This window comes from Mesorhizobium australafricanum (genome assembly GCF_033977265.1).
In the GTDB taxonomy this organism is placed as follows: Bacteria; Pseudomonadota; Alphaproteobacteria; order Rhizobiales; family Rhizobiaceae; genus Mesorhizobium; species Mesorhizobium australafricanum.
On the sequence record NZ_JAVIIT010000015.1, the window covers coordinates 96,456 to 113,417 of the forward strand.

General features: G+C 64.7%; 15 protein-coding genes. 11 read left to right on the forward strand and 4 right to left on the reverse strand.

Features of this window, described 5'->3' with window-relative positions; translation table 11 throughout:
* Positions 1–78 precede the first annotated feature (78 nt).
* From RFM98_RS24655 to RFM98_RS24665, 3 genes are all read right to left on the reverse strand, one after another.
* Positions 79–879 carry a class I SAM-dependent methyltransferase gene (locus RFM98_RS24655; protein ID WP_320311229.1) on the reverse strand — a complete coding sequence of 267 codons (801 nt, stop codon included), beginning with the start codon at positions 877–879 and terminating at the stop codon, positions 79–81.
* Between the two features lie 75 nt (positions 880–954).
* Entirely contained in the window at positions 955–2,385 is a 1,431-nt protein-coding gene (locus RFM98_RS24660; protein ID WP_320311230.1) for an ROK family protein, read from the reverse strand.
* A gap of 152 nt (positions 2,386–2,537) precedes the next feature.
* Positions 2,538–3,443, reverse strand: coding sequence for a tagatose-bisphosphate aldolase (locus RFM98_RS24665; RefSeq protein ID WP_320311270.1), 906 nt, complete (start codon positions 3,441–3,443; stop codon positions 2,538–2,540).
* A 267-nt stretch (positions 3,444–3,710) separates the two neighbouring features.
* Here RFM98_RS24665 and RFM98_RS24670 point away from each other — a divergent pair, with 267 nt between their 5' ends.
* From RFM98_RS24670 to RFM98_RS24685, 4 genes are all read left to right on the forward strand, one after another.
* Entirely contained in the window at positions 3,711–4,619 is a 909-nt protein-coding gene (locus RFM98_RS24670; RefSeq protein ID WP_320311231.1) for a sugar-binding transcriptional regulator, read from the forward strand.
* A gap of 429 nt (positions 4,620–5,048) precedes the next feature.
* The gene (locus RFM98_RS24675) at positions 5,049–6,026 is read left to right on the forward strand and encodes an ABC transporter substrate-binding protein (RefSeq protein ID WP_320311232.1); all 978 of its coding nucleotides are present in this window, start codon (positions 5,049–5,051) and stop codon (positions 6,024–6,026) included.
* 100 nt (positions 6,027–6,126) lie between these two features.
* Positions 6,127–7,188 carry an ABC transporter permease subunit gene (locus RFM98_RS24680; RefSeq protein ID WP_320311233.1) on the forward strand — a complete coding sequence of 354 codons (1,062 nt, stop codon included), beginning with the start codon at positions 6,127–6,129 and terminating at the stop codon, positions 7,186–7,188.
* A complete protein-coding gene (locus RFM98_RS24685) occupies positions 7,181–7,936 on the forward strand; it encodes an ATP-binding cassette domain-containing protein (protein ID WP_320311234.1) in 756 nt (251 codons plus the stop codon). Before RFM98_RS24680 ends, RFM98_RS24685 begins: the two co-directional genes overlap by 8 nt.
* Positions 7,937–7,963: 27 nt before the next feature.
* Here the strand turns inward: RFM98_RS24685 and RFM98_RS24690 are convergent, their stop codons facing one another.
* Positions 7,964–9,079 (reverse strand): LacI family DNA-binding transcriptional regulator, encoded by a 1,116-nt coding sequence (locus RFM98_RS24690; RefSeq protein WP_320311235.1) that lies wholly within the window; start codon positions 9,077–9,079, stop codon positions 7,964–7,966.
* 611 nt (positions 9,080–9,690) lie between these two features.
* Between RFM98_RS24690 and RFM98_RS24695 the strand changes: the two genes are divergently transcribed.
* The 7 genes from RFM98_RS24695 to RFM98_RS24725 all read left to right on the forward strand — a co-directional run bounded on the left by RFM98_RS24695 (position 9,691) and on the right by RFM98_RS24725 (position 16,865).
* On the forward strand, positions 9,691–10,653 hold the full coding sequence (locus RFM98_RS24695; RefSeq protein WP_320311236.1) for a sugar-binding protein: 963 nt from the start codon (positions 9,691–9,693) through the stop codon (positions 10,651–10,653).
* Positions 10,654–10,774: 121 nt separating this feature from the next.
* On the forward strand, positions 10,775–12,340 hold the full coding sequence (locus RFM98_RS24700) for a sugar ABC transporter ATP-binding protein (protein WP_320311237.1): 1,566 nt from the start codon (positions 10,775–10,777) through the stop codon (positions 12,338–12,340).
* A complete protein-coding gene (locus RFM98_RS24705; protein WP_320311238.1) occupies positions 12,337–13,332 on the forward strand; it encodes an ABC transporter permease in 996 nt (331 codons plus the stop codon). Before RFM98_RS24700 ends, RFM98_RS24705 begins: the two co-directional genes overlap by 4 nt.
* 255 nt (positions 13,333–13,587) lie before the next feature.
* The gene (locus tag RFM98_RS24710) at positions 13,588–14,430 is read left to right on the forward strand and encodes a transporter substrate-binding domain-containing protein (protein ID WP_320311239.1); all 843 of its coding nucleotides are present in this window, start codon (positions 13,588–13,590) and stop codon (positions 14,428–14,430) included.
* 132 nt (positions 14,431–14,562) lie between these two features.
* Positions 14,563–15,309, forward strand: a complete 747-nt coding sequence (locus tag RFM98_RS24715; RefSeq protein WP_320311240.1) for an ABC transporter permease — start codon at positions 14,563–14,565, stop codon at positions 15,307–15,309.
* Positions 15,310–15,312: 3 nt separating this feature from the next.
* Positions 15,313–16,050, forward strand: coding sequence for an ABC transporter permease (locus RFM98_RS24720; RefSeq protein ID WP_320311241.1), 738 nt, complete (start codon positions 15,313–15,315; stop codon positions 16,048–16,050).
* Entirely contained in the window at positions 16,050–16,865 is an 816-nt protein-coding gene (locus RFM98_RS24725; protein ID WP_320311242.1) for an ABC transporter ATP-binding protein, read from the forward strand. The genes RFM98_RS24720 and RFM98_RS24725 overlap by 1 nt, the downstream gene beginning before the upstream one ends.
* Positions 16,866–16,962: the final 97 nt, after the last annotated feature.

Genomic DNA, 16,962 nt, shown 5'->3' on the forward strand with positions numbered 1-16,962 from the left:
CGGGTTGCCGGCTTTCGACGCCGGGTGTCCCATGTCGATGAGACCGCTGGCGCGGCCCAGCCGCGATCGACGCGAATTTCAGGGCACGATGCCGCGACAGGCCCAGGCGATGTTGGCGAAGGATCGCGGGCCATCGGGCCGGCCGGCCTGATAGGCATCGCGGACAGCGGCCTCGACCCGCTCCCGCTCGGCCGCATCCAATGTGGCCATATATTTGCCGAGCGGCCCTTCGCCGGCGCCGATCGGCGCCCAATAGTCGTCGAAGTTCTGATAGTCCATCCGGGCCATCAGTTCGGTTTCGGTGACGTCGGCAAGGCCTTGCTCGACAAAGGTCCCCTTCATCTCGCCCGGCTGCATCATCGGCTGGAAGCAATAGCGGTTGCGCATCTGGCGCCCGCTCTCGCTGAGCGCCGCCACCGTATCGATCATCATGCGCATGCCGGCCATGCCGCCATAGTGATCCCAGACCACGGCCGCGACCACGCCGCCCGGCCGCGTCACGCGGCGCATCTCGCCCACCGCCTTGCCGGCCTCCGGCACGAAGTGCAGCACCAGCAGCGCCAGCGCGCGATCGAACGCATTGTCGGCGAATGGCAGCGCCGTGGCGTCGGCCTGGCTGATGGCGACGCGCGGATCGGTGTTTTTCTCCTTCGCCGCCGCGACCAAGACCGGGGAAAAATCGATGGCCTGGATTTCCGCGAGATCGGCCGATTTCGCCAGCTCGAAGGTCAGGCTGCCTGTGCCGCAGCCGACATCGAGGACCTTTTCGCCGGCGGCCAGCCCCGCGAAGTCGATGAATTTGGTAGCGAGCCGCCGGCTCCAGCGCCCCATCAGCTGCTCATAGCCGGACGCCGCGTGAACGGTGAAGCTTGATGTCATCGACCCCTCCCCTTCGCTGGAGATCAGGCTAGCCCCTGGCGGGTTCGATGCCAAGCGAGAGACCAGGATCTGGGTCTAGACCATCACCTCGCGCAGCCAGGCGGTGATGGCGTCGAAATCGACCGGCTTGGTCGTGTCGACGTCGAACAGCGGGCCGCGCCTTAGCGGTTCGGCGCGCTTGGCGAGCTCGATCAGTTCGGGGATGTAGGCCGCGCCCGGGTGTCCCGGCAGGCGCTGGTCGAGGCGGGCGCGATAGCGTTCGGCCAGCATATCGCCAGGCGCGTGGCACCAGATCTCGGCGGTTTGGCCGACGCCGGCGCGGGCGAGATGCTCCTCGAGCAGCTCGCGCGTCTGGAAACCGAACCAAGCATCGACGACGAAAGTGGCACCTGGGGGCGCTTCGCCGACGATCGACCATATGGCGGCGTAGCTGGCGCGGCCAAGCGTGCGGTTGAATTCGCGGTCGACGCCATCGAGCATTGCAAGGAACGGGTTTTTCACGGTGTCCAGCGCGAGCAGCGGCCAACCCATGCGCTCGATGATGCCGCGCGACACCGTGCTTTTGCCTGAAGCCGGAATGCCGTTGACCAGCACAGCGCGCCGGCCGCCGGCCGGCCTGGCCGATGCCGTGGTCTCGACAGCGAGCGCCTGCAGACCGGCGCCGATGACGCCGGCCTCGTCGCCGAGCCGCGCCGGCTGCACCGGAGCCTGATACCAGGGCGCCAGCGCCGGCGCCCGGCCAAGCGCCTTGTGCGCGGCCTCGCCGAGCCCGCCGCCAAGCAGCACCAGGTCTGGGCTGAACATGGCCACCGCCGTGTCGATGGCGGCGCGCAGCGGTCTTGCCCAGGCGTCCAGTATTTCCCGCGCCACCACATCGCCGGCTGCGGCGCGAGCAAGCAGCTGCTCAACCGTGACATCGGCGCCAAGGCCGGCACGGGCCATGTGGCGGCCGAGCGCGGTGCCGGAGCTCGTAGTCTCGACGCAACCGCGCCGGCCGCATTTGCAGACCTCGCCGTGCGGGTCGACGCCGATATGGCCAAGCTGGCCTGCCGTCGCGCTGCCGCGCACGATCTTCCCCATTTCGGCGACGGCGCCGCCTATGCCGGTGCCGATGGTGAACATGACGACATTGCCGTGGCCCATGGCGGCACCCAGGGCCATCTCGGCGACCAGCGCCATGTTGCAGTCATTGTCGACGACGACCGGCTTGCCGGCCATGCTCTCCAGCCGCGGCGCCAACGCGACCGAGGCAAGGTCGACATAGCCGCCGGACAGCACCGCGCGGCGCTTCGCATCGACGCGGCCGGGAATGCCGACGCCGACGGCGGCGACCTCCGGGCCATCCAGCCGGCGCACCATATCGGCGATGCGCCCGAGCACCAGTTCCGGATCGGGAGCGCTCTTGTCGGAGACGCGCCTGACAATTTCACCTGAGGCGGAGATCAATGCGGCACGCAGATGGGTGCCGCCGATATCGATCCCTATGGCCATCGATTTGTGTGGCATGACGTCCCGTACTGTCTGGCGCCGACCAGTGATTGAGGTCAGGCCGAGCCGAAAACGGCGGTTTTCGAGAACTGGAGCGGAGCGTATTCAAAGTACGTGAGCACCGGAAGCGCAGGAAACCGGGATTTGCAGGCCGGCCTCATTGAATCACCTTAGGCAGCTTTGCGGCGGTAGTTACCTATGACCGCCTGGATTTCCCGCAAACGGGAAACCGCGACTGTCTTGAGCTTTTCGCGCTGGACGTCACGGTCGAGCGAGATGCAATCTTTCCACAGCGAACGGCCGGCGATCACGCCGGAGGCGCCGTTCTTCATGGCGATCTCGACCTGGCCGAGGAAGGTCGCATGGTTGACGCCGGCGGACAGCACCGCCCACGGCGCGTCGCCGGCGATCCTGGTGATGTTGGCGCAGGCTTCGGGCGTTCCGGGATAAGGCAGCTTCAGCACCTTGGCGCCGCAGTCCAGCGAAATGCGGGTACCTTCCTCGACCAGAGAAGGGATCCTGGCGGCATAGTCATCGGCGCTTTCGCCTTCGAGCTGGTAGGTCAGGAACTCGACGACGAGCAGAAGATCCTCCCTGGCGAAGTCGGCGATGCATTGCCTGAGGATCGCGATGTTGTGCTCGTTCGCCCCGGCGCGGTCGGCCCTGAGATAGACCATGATCTTGCCGCCAGTGCCGCCGAGCTCGCGCACGCGGCGCGCGTCGATGCCGGGCACCAGCCGCGACAGCCGGTAGCCTTCCGGCGAGACATCGTAGCCAGAGGCGTCGAGGCCGATGAGCAGTGCCGTGTCGCGGTTGAGCACGCCCTCGTCGACGACGCGCGGCACCGCGCAAAGCGGATCGAGCAGCACGCAGGACGCCTCGCTGGCGAGGTATCGGGTGATGTCGGATTTGGTGTCGCCAAGCATGTCGTTGGTGATTGCCGCCTGCTCAGCCGGATCCGACGCGAGCAGCGTACGCATGCCGCCGCGCTGGTCGCAGGCGATGGCCATCATGGCCCCGTCCTTGCCGCAAATCTGCTGGTAGCCGCGCAGTTCCGAGGTGGTCATCTTGGTCATGGTCATCTGTCCGATCCTGGCGCATCCCCCGCACCGGGACGCACTATCCTTGGAGGTGCCTTTTTGCCTGTCTCGATACCGCAAGCTTCACCGTTCCGACGCGCCGGTCATCGCCGGAAGAACAGCGTGCCGAAGGAGCGGCCCCAAGTTGCGGGTTTGCCGAATTTGGGCGATAACTCCCATCGGTCGACAGGCCTGTAACACATTGCTGAAAGGAATTGCAAGCTGTCTGTACCTCCCATACAGGACGCGACTGCATCGCGCACGATGCTGCACATGGTCGCCAAGCTGCACTACGAGGCGGAGATGTCGCAGGTAGATATCGCGCGCCGGCTTGGCGTTTCCACCGCCACCATTTCGCGCCTTCTGCAGCGGGCCCGGGCCGAGGGCATCGTGCGCATCGAGGTGCTCGATATCGTCACGCCCGAGGCGATCACCACGCAGTTGGTCGAGGGGCTCGGGCTGCGCGACGCAGCCGTCGTCGAGACACCGGCGACGGGCGTACTGACGGCGCTTGCGGCGCCACTGGGCGGTTTGCTCAAGCAAGCGGAACTTTCGGCTGGCTCGGTGGTGGCCATCGGCTGGGGGCGCGCCATCCGCGAGGTCATCCGCGCCGGCCTGCCGCGCATTCCCGGCGTGCTGACGGTTGCCGCCACCGGCGGCATGCAGCAGCAGGCGCCGCATTTCCAGATCAACGAATTCGTGCGGCTGGCGGCCGAGGAGTTCGGCGGAACGCCGCATTTCATCCATGCGCCCTATCTGCCGTCCAGCGAATTGCGGGATGTCTTCCTTGCCGACGCGGCCATACATGACGCCGTTTCGCTCTGGGACCGCACCGACATCGCCGTCGTCGGCGTCGGCCTGCCGCATGCCATCAACGCGCCTGAGGCAAGTGCCGCGACGCTGAGCGAGCAGGCCCTGGTCCAGGCCGCCGGTGACGTGCTCCGGCATTATTTCGATGCCGACGGCGCCCTCATATCCTGGGAAGGCGAGAGCAGGATGATCGCCATGTCGCCCGACCAGCTTCGCGCCGTTCCACTGGTGATCGGCGTCGCCTCGGGGCCGGAGAAGGCCAAGGCCATCATCGGCGCGGCCCGCGCCAGACTGATCGGCGCGCTGGTCACGGACACCAAGACGGCGCAGGCCATCCTGGAGCGGCTCAATCAGGGCAGTTGAGCCTCCCATATTCTCGCCTGGGTTCCAGACGGACCTCGCTCCCTGCGCTGCCGTCCCGGATAGGCGCGGCGCCTGCCGAAATCTCCCGTTGTGCCGATGACGGCTTGGGGGCGATAGTCGCCCACGCGGGGCTCAGCGGAGCAGACGATACTTGCCCGATCGGGAAGTGGCGGCGGTTCGGCCCGCCCAAGACCCGCTTGCAATTTGTTTCAGCAAAGTGTTACAACGTTGCCGACTTGGCGCGGAGGCGTGCCGAGCGGCGCGGTTTTTTCCGGATCCTGCGGAGGCAGGCAACGAGACCGCCCACACCAAACGGCTGGTTTCGGCCGGCTGAGCCAACGACCTGGGGCGCTGAGGAGGAGGGCCCGCAACGGCAACAGACCATCCAGTGTCAACCGTACATCTGCCAACATCTTGAGGAGGAGTTTCATGAGGAAGATTGTTGCCGCGCTTGCGGTGCTCGCCGTTTCGGCATCGGCGCTGATCGCGCCCGCTCACGCCGAGGACAAGAAATACACCATCGCGCTCATCCCGGGCCTGACCACGGACGGCTTCTACATCACCATGCGCAAGGGCGCGCAGGCGGCGGCCGACGCGCTCGGCGTGGACCTGGTCTTCCAGGGTGCGCCCGACTTCAACCCGGTGACGCAGGTCCCGGTGCTCGACGCCGTCATAGCCAAGAAGCCGGATGCGATCCTGATCGCGCCGACCGACAAGGTCCAGCTGGTCGAGCCGCTGCGCAAGGCCAATGACGCCGGCATCCCGGTGATCACCGTCGACACGTTCATCGGCACCGGCACCTACCAGACCGGCGCCGGCGATGCCGACTTCCCGCTCGCCTACATCGCCTCGGACAACGTGCTCGGCGGCGAGATCGCGGCGCGGGCGCTCGCCACGTCGATCGGCGACAAGGGCAAGGTCTATGTCTCGAACGTCAAGCCCGGCATCTCGACCACCGACCAGCGCGAGGAAGGCTTCAAGAAGGAAATGGCCAAGCACCCCGGCATCACCGTGCTGGAGACGCAGTTCAATGACGACGACGCCAACAAGGCGGCCTCGCAGCTGCAGGCGGTATTCGCGCGCAATCCCGATCTCGTCGGCGTGTTCGGCGCTAACCTGTTCTCGGCGCTGGGCGCCGCCAACGGCGTCAAGCAGGCCGGGCAGACAGGCACCGTCAAGGTGGTCGCCTTCGACGCGCCGACCAGCATCGTCGACAACATCAACACAGGCCTGGTCGACGTGGCGATCGCCCAGCATCCGGCCGAGATCGGCTATTATGGCGTCGTTTCGGCCTATGCCCACGTGACCGGACATTCGATTCCGGTCTCGATCGGCACCGGCTTCACGATCATGGACAAGTCCAACATCGCCGACCCGAACATCTCGAAGTATCTTTACTCCGAATAACCAGCGCGCCTGGTCTCCTCTCGGTCCGCCGGGAGGAGGCTTGCGTCGGATCCCGGCGACAACCGGATCCTGTTCGAAGGAAGCCCATGGCGGAGCGTTCATGACCTCGACATCACCAACCCAGCAAGCCGAAAGGCATGTTGCCCCTCAGGCCGACCACAGCGATACGGCCAAGAGCCTGGTCCGCAGGATCGCCGAAGGGCGGGCATGGCTTTTCCTTGCCGCCCTCATCGTCTGCTTCGAGGTCTGGTCGCGCTTTGCCTTCGGCAGCACCTTCGTGCTCAACCCGTTCAACGTGCAGTCCATCGCCATCTTCGCCGTGGCGCCGCTGCTGCTGGCCACCGGCCAGACCTTCGTCATCATTTCGGGCGGTATCGACCTTTCTCTCGGCTTCATTATGGGCCTCGCCGCCGTCATCGCCGCGCATGCCACCAACATGGCAGGCGCCGCCATTCCTCTGCCGCTGGCGATGCTTGCCGGCATACTTGCGGCCGTGATCGTCGCCGGCGTGCCCGGCGTCATCAACGGCCTTTTGATCTCACGCCTCAAGGTGCCGCCCTTCATCGGTACGCTCGGCATGTTCGGCGTCGCGCGCGGCGCTGCCTACCTGATGGCCGGCGGCACCACGGTGCCGGTGCAGAATTCCTGGTTCGCGGTGCTCGGCAACGGCAAACTCTACGGCGTGCCTTATCTCGTTATCATCACCGCGATCTTCGTCGTCGTGATGCATTACTTGCTGAGCCAGACCCGGTTCGGCCAGCACAACTACGCCATCGGCGCCAACATCCAGGCGGCGCGCCGGGCCGGCATCGACATCAAGGATCACATATTGCGTCTCTATGTGCTGTCGGCGATGTGCGCCGGCCTTGGCGGCGCTCTTTATGCCGCGCGCTTCAGCGCCGGCGCGGCCCAGGCCGGCGAGCCGCTGCTGCTCGACAGCGTCGCGGCCGTGGTCATCGGCGGCGCCAGCCTGTTCGGCGGCTCCGGTACCATCCTCGGCACGGTGGCCGGCGCGCTGGTGATCGCGGTGATCCAGTACGGGCTGGTCTTCGTCAATGTCGAGCCGTTCTGGCAGTTCATCGCCGTCGGCGTCGTCATCATCATTTCCGTCCTCATAGACCAGGCTCAGCGCCGGTTCAGCGGAGCCCGCCAGGATGACTAGCGCCGAGCAGACCGCACCTCTCCTCGAGGTCAGGAACCTTTCCAAGCATTTCGGCGCCGTGCGCGCGCTCAGCGACTTCTCCATGGCGGTGCGCCCGGGCGAGGTGGTGGCGCTGGCGGGCGACAATGGCGCCGGCAAGACGACGCTGATCAAGGCGATATCCGGCGTCTACCAGCCGACGGCCGGCGAAATCCTGCTCAGGGGCCAGCCGGTGAGCTTCGCCACGCCGCAGGAGGCGCGCGAGAAGGGCATCGAGACGATCTACCAGGATCTCGCGCTTGCCGACAACCTCTCGATCGGCGCCAACATCTTCCTCGGCCGCGAGCCGATGCGCAAAGCCTTCGGCTTTCTGCCGGTGCTGGACCGCAAGCGGATGGCGGCGGCGGCCAAGGAGACGATGAGCCGGCTCGATTTCCACGTCAGCCGGCTGGAGGCCCCGGTCAGCAACTTCTCCGGCGGCCAGCGCCAGGCCGTCGCCATCGGCCGCGCCGTCTATTGGGATGCCCAGATCCTGATCATGGACGAGCCGACCGCGGCGCTCGGCGTGCCGGAGCAGCGCAAGGTGATCTCGCTCATCCACCAGCTCAAGGCGCAAGGGCGCGGCGTGATTTTCATATCGCACAATCTGCAGGACATCTTCGCCGTCTCCGACCGCATCGTGGTGTTGCGGCGCGGCGTCCAGGCCGGCGAACGCAAGATCGCCGACACCAACCACGACGAAGTCGTCAAGCTGATGGTGGGTGGATAGAGCGGCCGGCCGGCGCGTCGTGGGGGATCAACCTCCTGCCGGCGCCACTTTCCCCACGCTCTCGCGCTCTACCAGCGGACATTCGAGCTTGGTGATGGGATACCGACCGCGACCGGGCGTCGGCGGCGTCTCTAGCTGCTCGATCGCCCATTGGCCCATCGCCAGGTGCGGCAGGATGGAGGTCGTCAGCGGCGGGAAGAGATGGCGGGCGATCTCCTCGTCATCATAGCCGACGACGGAGATGTCTTGCGGGATATGCAGGCCGGCTTCCTTCAACGCCTCGTAGCAGCCGATCGCCGTGCGGTCGTTCTGGCAGAAGATGGCGGTGGGGCGTTCCTTGAGTCCAAGCAGCTTGACCGTCGCGGCATAGCCGGCGCTGGCCGACCAGTCGCCCTCGACCACCAGCTCCGGGTCGAACGGGATGTCGGCCGTGGCTAAAGCGCGGCGATAGCCCTTGAGCCTATCCTGCGCCGCCTGCATCCACGGCTCGCCGGTGATGGTGGCGATGCGGCGATGGCCGTGGGCGATCAGATGCCTGGTGGCGCTCTGGCCGCCGGCGATCTCGGAAGGCACCACGGCCGGGAAGGCGTAGTCGGCGGTGTAGCAATTGAGCAGGATGACCGGCATCTCGAGGCTGTAGAGAAAGTCCGGCGCGGCTATCTCCCGGGTGAAGATGGTCATGTAGATCAGCGCCGAGATGCCGCGCCTTGTCAGCGCTGAAATCGCGCGCGGCTCCATCACCGCATCGCCCATGGTCTGCGCCACCAGAAGCACGTTGCCGGCGTTCCACGAAGCCTGCCGCGCGCCCTCGATGGCGACCACCGCCTCGGGGCTGGTGGCAAGCTGGTCGACCGCGAAGCCGATGACGCCATCCAGGCCTTCGAACGGCGTCACCGGCGGCCGGAGCGCCGAAAAGACCGGTGGCGAATAGCCCAGCGCCCGCGCCGCCTCGATCACCCGGTCGCGCGTCTGCTGTGACAGCCTGATGCCCGGCGAATTGTTGAGCACGAACGACACCGTCGCCTGCGAGCAGCCGGCGGCTCTCGCAATATCGGTCATGGTGACACGCCCCTTGGGCTTGGCGGCTGGCTTGCGGCGCCTGGAGGCCTCGGCAGGATCGCGCAGTTCCGTCGGTTCACTCATGGTCGTTTCCCAAACCCAGCCGGCTCTAAAGCAAGGGCCGGCGGCAACGGCAAGATGGTCGAGATCGGTGAGCTTATCGAAAGCGCACCATGATAATAGGTATTAGCATATACGGCATACAAATCGCCAGCCGCGCCGCATCGCGACGAAACCGGTCGGGCAAGGTCAGCGACGCCGACAATCTCCGAGTTCTCCGCGCGGTGACAGGCCTCGCCGCACTCGCTCCCCTCACTCCCCGGCGCGTCTTGCGACCAGCGTCTCCTCCGCTTCGAAAGCGCGCGTTCCGGCGTCATAACTAATACTCTTTACTAATAGCCGTAAGCATTCTAGTGTCAACGCGCCGTACCGTCCGGACTTCGGACCGGTGCCGGCAGGCGTGAAGGGCGCTCGCTCGATATCCCGGCGGCATCGCCGGATTCGGTCCGCATCCATTTCACGAAAATGTCAGACAAATCGGACTATTTACGAACGCCAACTGAGTGTCTAGTGTCTCGACCGCGGCCGGATCGGCACCGTTCTTGAGTCGGCGGACCTTCGCCACACCCTTGAGGGAGGGTTGTCCGGGCCGCAGCCGAGACATCAGCGATGAGTTCTACAAGGGAGGTTGAACTATGAAATCCATGATCCGTAATGCATCCGTCGCCGCGGCGGCCTTGGCGTTAGGCCTGTCGGTAAGCGCCAGCGTGCGCGCCGACGACAAGCCGACGCTGGCCTTCGTCGTCAACGGTGCATCAGACTTCTGGAAGGCGGCAGAAGCCGGCGTCAAGAAGGCGCAGGGCGAATTGCCCGACTACAATCTCGAGCTCAAATATCCCGAACAGTCCTCGGTCGCCATCCAGCAGCGGCTGATGGACGACCTTGTGACGGCAGGCGTCAAGGGCATCATGGTCTCGGCCGTCGATCCCAAGACCTCGACCGACGGGCTGAACAAGATCGCGTCGCAAACGGCGCTGTTCACCACCGACTCCGATGCGCCGCAGACCAAGCGCGTCGCCTATATCGGCTCGTCCAACGTCGATGCAGGCAAGCAGGCGGCCGAGATCGCCAAGAAGGCGATGCCGAACGGCGGCAAGTGCCTCGGCTTCGTCGGCCTGCTCGGCGCCGACAATGCCAAGGAACGCATCCAGGGCATGAAGGACGGGCTCGCCGGCAGCAAGATCGAGCTGGTCGACGTGCGCGGCGACGATATCGACCAGGCGCGTGCCAAGAAGAATGTCGAGGATGCGCTGGTCGCCAGCCCCGACATCACCTGCATGGTCGGTTTCTATTCCTACAACACGCCGCGCATCTATGAAGCGCTGCGCGACGCCGGCAAGCTCGGCCAGATCACCGTCGTCGGCTTCGACGACGATCCGATCACGCTGGGCGGCGTCAAGGAAGGCACCGTCGCCGCCACCGTGGTGCAGCAGCCGTTCGAATGGGCCTATCAGGGCATGAAGCTGATGGCCGCCTATCTCAAGGGCGACAAGTCCGGCATCCCGGAGAAGGGCCTGATCATCATCCCGACCAAGATCATCGGCAAGGATGACGTCGACGCCTACGCCGCCAATCTCAAGGCGATGCAAGGCAAATAAGTCCAATACACTTGCGCCGGCTCAAGGGTCTCCTTGAGCCGGCGTTCGTATTGACGGACCCGCCAAGGCCCGTCAGTCTGTGGCCCACCGGCTGCTGTCAAGTGCTGTAAACTATGGCGTGATGACCTCTACCGACACCACTCAACCGATCACCGCTCCGTTCCTGAGCCTGGAAGCCGTGCGCAAGACCTATCCGGGCGTTGTGGCGCTGGACAGGTTTTCGATGGAGGTCAGGCCCGGCGAGGTCATCGGCCTGGTCGGCGAAAACGGCGCCGGCAAATCGACGCTGATGAAGATCCTCGGCGGCGTGACGCGGCCGGACAGCGGCACCATCACCGTCGATGGCGTCGCGCATGACGGGCTGACTGTTGAGGCCAGCATAGGCTCCGGCATCGCCTTCGTGCACCAGGAGCTCAACCTCTTCGAAAACCTCGACGTCGCCGCCAATATCTTCTTCGGCCGCGAGCCGCTGCGCGGTGGGCCGCTGAGGCTGGTCGACCGCGCCAGGCTGCGCGAGATGGTGGCGCCGCTCTTGAAGCGCGTCGGCGCCAATTTCTCGGCTGACGCGACGGTGGCAATGCTGTCGCTCGCCCAGCAGCAGATGGTCGAGATCGCCAAGGCGCTGTCGATCAAGGCGAGGCTGGTTATCCTCGACGAGCCGACCTCCAGCCTGCCGATCGCCGAGACCGAAAAGCTGCTCGACGTCATCAAGGGGCTGAAGGCGGAAGGCATCAGCGTCATCTTCATCTCGCACCGGCTGCATGAGATCGAGCGCGTCGCCGATCGCGTCGTGGTGCTGCGCGACGGGACGCTGGCCGGCACGCTGGCGAAAGACCGGATCAACCACGACGAGATGGTCAGGCTGATGATCGGCCGCATGCTGAAGGAGCGCGAGAAGGCGGGCGAAGCCGCCCGCGCGCCGGGCAGCGTGGCGCTGTCGGCGGATGCCATACGCACCAGCACCTATCCGGACCGGCCGGTCAGCCTGGAATTGAGGCGCGCGGAGATCCTCGGCCTCGCAGGCCTGGTCGGTTCCGGCCGCACCGAGCTCGCACGCGTGCTGTTCGGCATTGACGAGCGGTTGGCCGGCAGCGTTGCGCTTGACGGCAAGCCGCTCGATGTCGGCTCGGCCGCCGATGCGGTGGCGAACGGCATCTTCCTTGTGCCGGAGGATCGCAAGCTGACCGGCATACTGCTTGATCTCTCGATCGCGCAGAACATCTCGCTGCCCAATTTGCCGGCGCACGCCAGGCGTTCGCTGGTCTCGGCCAGCGCCGAACTGGCCACTGCCGAGAAGCAGAAGAAGAACCTCGGAATCAAGGCGCCGTCGGTGCTGACCCGCACCGGCACGCTGTCGGGCGGCAACCAGCAGAAGGTGGTGCTGGCCAAATGGCTGGCGATGAACCCGAAGGTGATGATCCTGGACGAGCCGACCCGCGGCATCGATATCGGCGCCAAGGCCGAAATTTACGGACTGATGCGGGCGCTGGCCGATGCCGGCGTCGCGGTGCTGATGATCTCCAGCGACATGGAAGAGGTGATCGGCGTCTCGGACCGCATCGCGGTCATGCATGAAGGACAGATCTCCGGCATTCTCGACAAGGACGATTTCAGCCAGGAGAACGTGCTCTTGCTGGCGGTCGGCAAGAAGCCGAAATTGCTGCAAGCGGCGGGAGGAGCGCAATGAGCAAGAAAGATCTCGGCCTGCTGATCCTGATCCTGGTGGTCGGCGCGGTGGTGACGGCCATCAACCCGCGCTTCCTGCTGCCCATCAACCTCGCCAACACCTCCAACCTGATCGGCCTGTTCGGCATCCTTTCCATCGGCCAGGCCTTCGTCATCATCACCGGCGGCATCGAGCTCTCGGTCGGCTCGCTGGTCGCGCTGCTCGGCACCCTGTTCATCGACTTCATCGCCGTGCGGGAGGTGGACTGGCCGTTGGCCTTCGTGCTGATCATCCTGCTCGGCGCCATCATCGGCTTCGTGCATGGCTGGCTGATCACGCGGCTGAAATTGCAGCCCTTCGTGGTGACGCTTTGCGGCCTGCTGATCTATCGCGGCGTGGCGCGCTTCTACACCGCCGACGGCACGGCGGGCTTCGCCTTCGGCCAGAATTTCCCGGATCTGGAATTCCTGACGGCCGGTCGTTCCTATGGCGTGCCGAACAGCTTCATCGCGCTGATCGTCATCGCCATCGTCACGTGGGTGGTGCTGCACCGCTCGGTGTTCGGGCGCTATCTCTATGCCATCGGCAAGAATGAGGAAGCGGCGAAATATTCGGGCATCCGCACCGGGCGCATCGTGATCGCGGCCTATGTCATCTGCGGCGTGCTGACGGCCCTGTCGGCAATCTATTTCGCCATGTATACGCGCTCGATCTCGCCGGCGAGCCACGGCCAGTTCTACGAACTCTATGCCATCGCGGCGGCGGTGCTCGGCGGCTTCTCGCTGCGCGGCGGCGAAGGCTCGCTGGTCGGCGTCATCCTCGGCACCGTGCTGCTGCAGGAACTGCAGAACCTGGTCAACCTGCTCGGCATTCCTTCCTCGCTCAATTTCGCGGTGATGGGCGGCGTGATCCTGATCGGCGTGCTGGTCGACCAGCAATGGGGTGTCTTCCGCGCCCGTCGCCGCATGATCGAAGCGACGCGCCGCAACGTCGCCGGCGCGCCGGCGGAATAGCCTCGCGCTCAAGCAATTCCAGGAAAAGTGTGAAGCGGTTAGGCTCGGCGTCCTCGCCGTAGCCTTCCGCTTGGAATCGCGACGAGACGAAAGAGAATTGGATCGATGCTCGCGGTTGAATCTCCGGGCAAGTCCGGATTTGTGGACGAATTGCAACAACGCGTGACCCCGAAAACAGCCCTTGTCGCAGAATCGGGGCTGGGCTAAGCAATTGGCATCTGAGGGTTCCAAGAACAAAATATGGGAGAAACTACCGTGACATCATCACGTTGGATTGCGCTCGCGGCGCTGGCGTTGACCTGCTCGACCCCGGCAATGGCCAAGGACTGGAAGACCGTGACGGTCGCCATGGAGGGCTCCTATGCGCCCTGGAACCAGACGGATGCCAGCGGCAAGATCGTCGGCTTCGAGGTGGACATACTGAACGACGTCTGCGCCCGCGCGAAGCTGGAATGCAGCATCGTGGCGCAGGATTGGGACGGCGTCATTCCCGGCCTCACGGCAGGCAAGTTCGACATCGTGATGGACGGCATGTCGATCACCGAGGAGCGCATGAAGACGATCGATTTCTCGATCCCCTATGCCTCTTCGCCGGTGGCCTTCCTTGCCGATAAGAACGGCCCGCTGGCGCAACTGTCCAACAGCGGCAAGATGATCGATCTGTCGAAGGACGACGCCGAATCCAAGGCGGCGCTCGACACCCTGCGCAAGGAACTCACCGGCAAGAATGTCGGCCTGCAGGTTTCGACCACGGAGGCGACGTTCGCCGACAAGTATCTCAAGGATGTCGCCAACGTCCATGAATACAAGACCACCGACGAGCACGACCTCGACCTGATGGCGGGCCGCATCGACGTCGCCTTCGCCGACACCACCTACTTCCTCGGCACGCTGGCCAAGCCCGATGCCAAGGACCTGGCATTCGTCGGGCCGCAATTCAAGGGTGGCCCGATCCTCGGACCGGGCATCGGCGCCGCTTTCCGCAAGACCGACAAGGACCTGCAGGACATCTACAATAAGGCGCTCAAGGCCGCCCTCGACGACGGCTCGGTGTCGAAATACAGCATGCAATGGTTCAAGATCGATATCACCAAGTAACGTCGCGACGGGAGCAGCCAAGGCTGCTCCCGTTTTGCATTGAGTGCATGTCGCCAAAAAAGCGCGTCGCCTGCATCCGTTTCGACGCGACGCGCTTGAAGGCGAGCAACCGACGCCGGGAGGGAGGCGTACGTGGAGTTTCTCAGCGATCTGCAGGCGCAGCTGTCTACGGCCTATGAGCTGTTGGCTGCCGGCTGGGGCGTACAACTGCTCTGGGGCATCGCCTGGACGCTCGCCGTCACCATGGTCTCGATGTTGATCGGCGCGGCGCTGGGCTCGCTGGTGGCGGCGGCCAAGCTTTCGCCTCGCGGCGGATTGAGGTTTATCGGCGAGAGCTACACCACGGTCTTCCGTGGCGAACCGGAGCTGCTGATCATCTATCTTTTCTATTACGGCGGCACGCAGGTGCTGACCGGCGTGGCAAGGTCGACCGGATCGATTGGGTCGACGGATATTTTGAACATGCCGAGCTTCCTCGGCGGCGTTCTAGCGGTCGGCATCATTTCCGGCGCCTATCAGGCCGAGGTCTTCCGCGGGTCGTTTCTGGCCATCCATCGCGGCGAGTTGGAGGCAGCCCGCGCCTATGGCATGTCGGCCTTCCAGCGTTTTCGCCTCGTGATCATGCCGCAGGTCCTGCGCCTCGCCGTGCCAGGGCTTGGCAATGTGTGGCAGCTGACCATCAAGGATTCGGCCCTCATCTCGGTTACCGGTGTCGCCGAGCTGATGCTGACGGCGAACAAGGCGGCGCGCTCGACGCATCATTCGCTGCTTTTCTACACGGTGGCCGGCATCCTTTACCTCGTGATGACCTCGGTCTCGACGCCGATCTTCGAAAAGGCCGAGCGTTACACCTCACGCAGTTTCTTGCGGCCGAAGTGAGAGGTGGCGGTGGATTTCGATTTCTACCTTTCCACCATGTGGAGCGTGCTGAAGGCGCTGCCGCTGACGCTCGAGATCTGGTTCTTCGGCATCGCCTTCGGGCTCCTTATCGCCACCGGCCTGACATGGTTGCGGGCGTCGGGCTACAAATTGGGCGAATACTTCACCCGTGCCTATGTCTTCGTCTTCCGCGGATCGCCGCTGCTGGTGCAGCTCTACCTGATCTATTTCGGGCTCTCCCAGTTCGATTTCGTTCGCCACAGCCCGATCCTGTGGCCGATCCTGCGCGATCCGATGTATTGCACGATCGTCGCCATGGCCTTGAACACAGCCGCCTATGAGAGCGAGATTTTCCGGGGCGCGCTGCGGGCGGTGCCTGTCGGGCAGATCGAGGCGGCCAAGGCGTTCGGCATGTCGGCGTTCACACGCTTCCGCCTCGTCACGCTGCCGATAGCGCTGCGGCTGGCCCTGCCGGCCTATTCGACCGAAATCATTCTCATGACCAAGGCGACCGCGCTCGCTTCCGTGGTCACCATCATGGAGATGATGGGGACGGCGCAGAAGATCCAGCACGATACGTTCCGTCCGATCGAGGTGCTGACCTGCGCCGGCGTGATCTACCTTCTGCTCAACCTGTCGATCGCCCGACTGTTTGCCTGGGTCGAGTACCGCCTTTCACCGCATCTGCGTCCCCCGCCTGAGCAGAGCCAGCAAATCAAACCCGTCCCGGAGGTGTTGTGATGTCGGCAAATGTCGCCCCTGCCGCGAAAGCAGCACCGTCCCAGGACGATAAGGCAGCCATCACCGTCAAGGACCTGCGCAAGTGCTTTGGCGATCATGAGGTGCTCAAGGGCATTTCGCTCGAAGCTCACAAGGGTGACGTCATTTCGATCCTCGGCTCCTCGGGTTCTGGCAAGAGCACGATGCTGCGCTGTATCAATCTCCTGGAGACCCCGGATTCCGGCGAAGTGCGGGTGGACGGCGAGCTTATCAAGATGAAGCGGGGCCGCGACGGCCATCAAATGCCGGCCGATATCCGCCAGGTGGAAAGGATCCGCGCCAACCTCGCCATGGTTTTCCAGAGCTTCAATCTCTGGTCGCACATGACCGTGCTCGAGAATCTCGTCGCCGCGCCGACGCATGTGCTCAAGCGGCCGCGCGCGGAGTGCCTGGAGCAGGCCGAGGTATTGCTGAAGCGCGTCGGGATATGGGAGCGCCGCAACTACTACCCACCTCACATGTCGGGCGGCCAGCAGCAGCGCGCGGCAATCGCGCGGGCGCTGGCGATGAATCCCAAGGTGATGTTGTTCGACGAGCCGACATCCGCGCTTGATCCGGAGCTGGTCGGCGAGGTGCTGCGCGTCATGCGCTCGCTTGCGGAGGAAGGGCGCACCATGCTGGTCGTCACCCATGAAATGGGTTTCGCCCGCGACGTGTCGAGCAAGGTGATGTTCCTGCACAAGGGCGAGGTGGATTCGGTTGGCCAACCGAAGGAAATGTTCGCCAGGCCGCCGACGCCGCAGTTCAAGCAGTTCATCGCGAACTTCAACAAGTGAGCGCGCCGCTGCTTTCGCTTCGTCATTCTATGGCGGAGCAAGGAGCGCAGCGACGCGGCGCAGACCATAGAATCCATGCCGTGACTTTAACGCATTG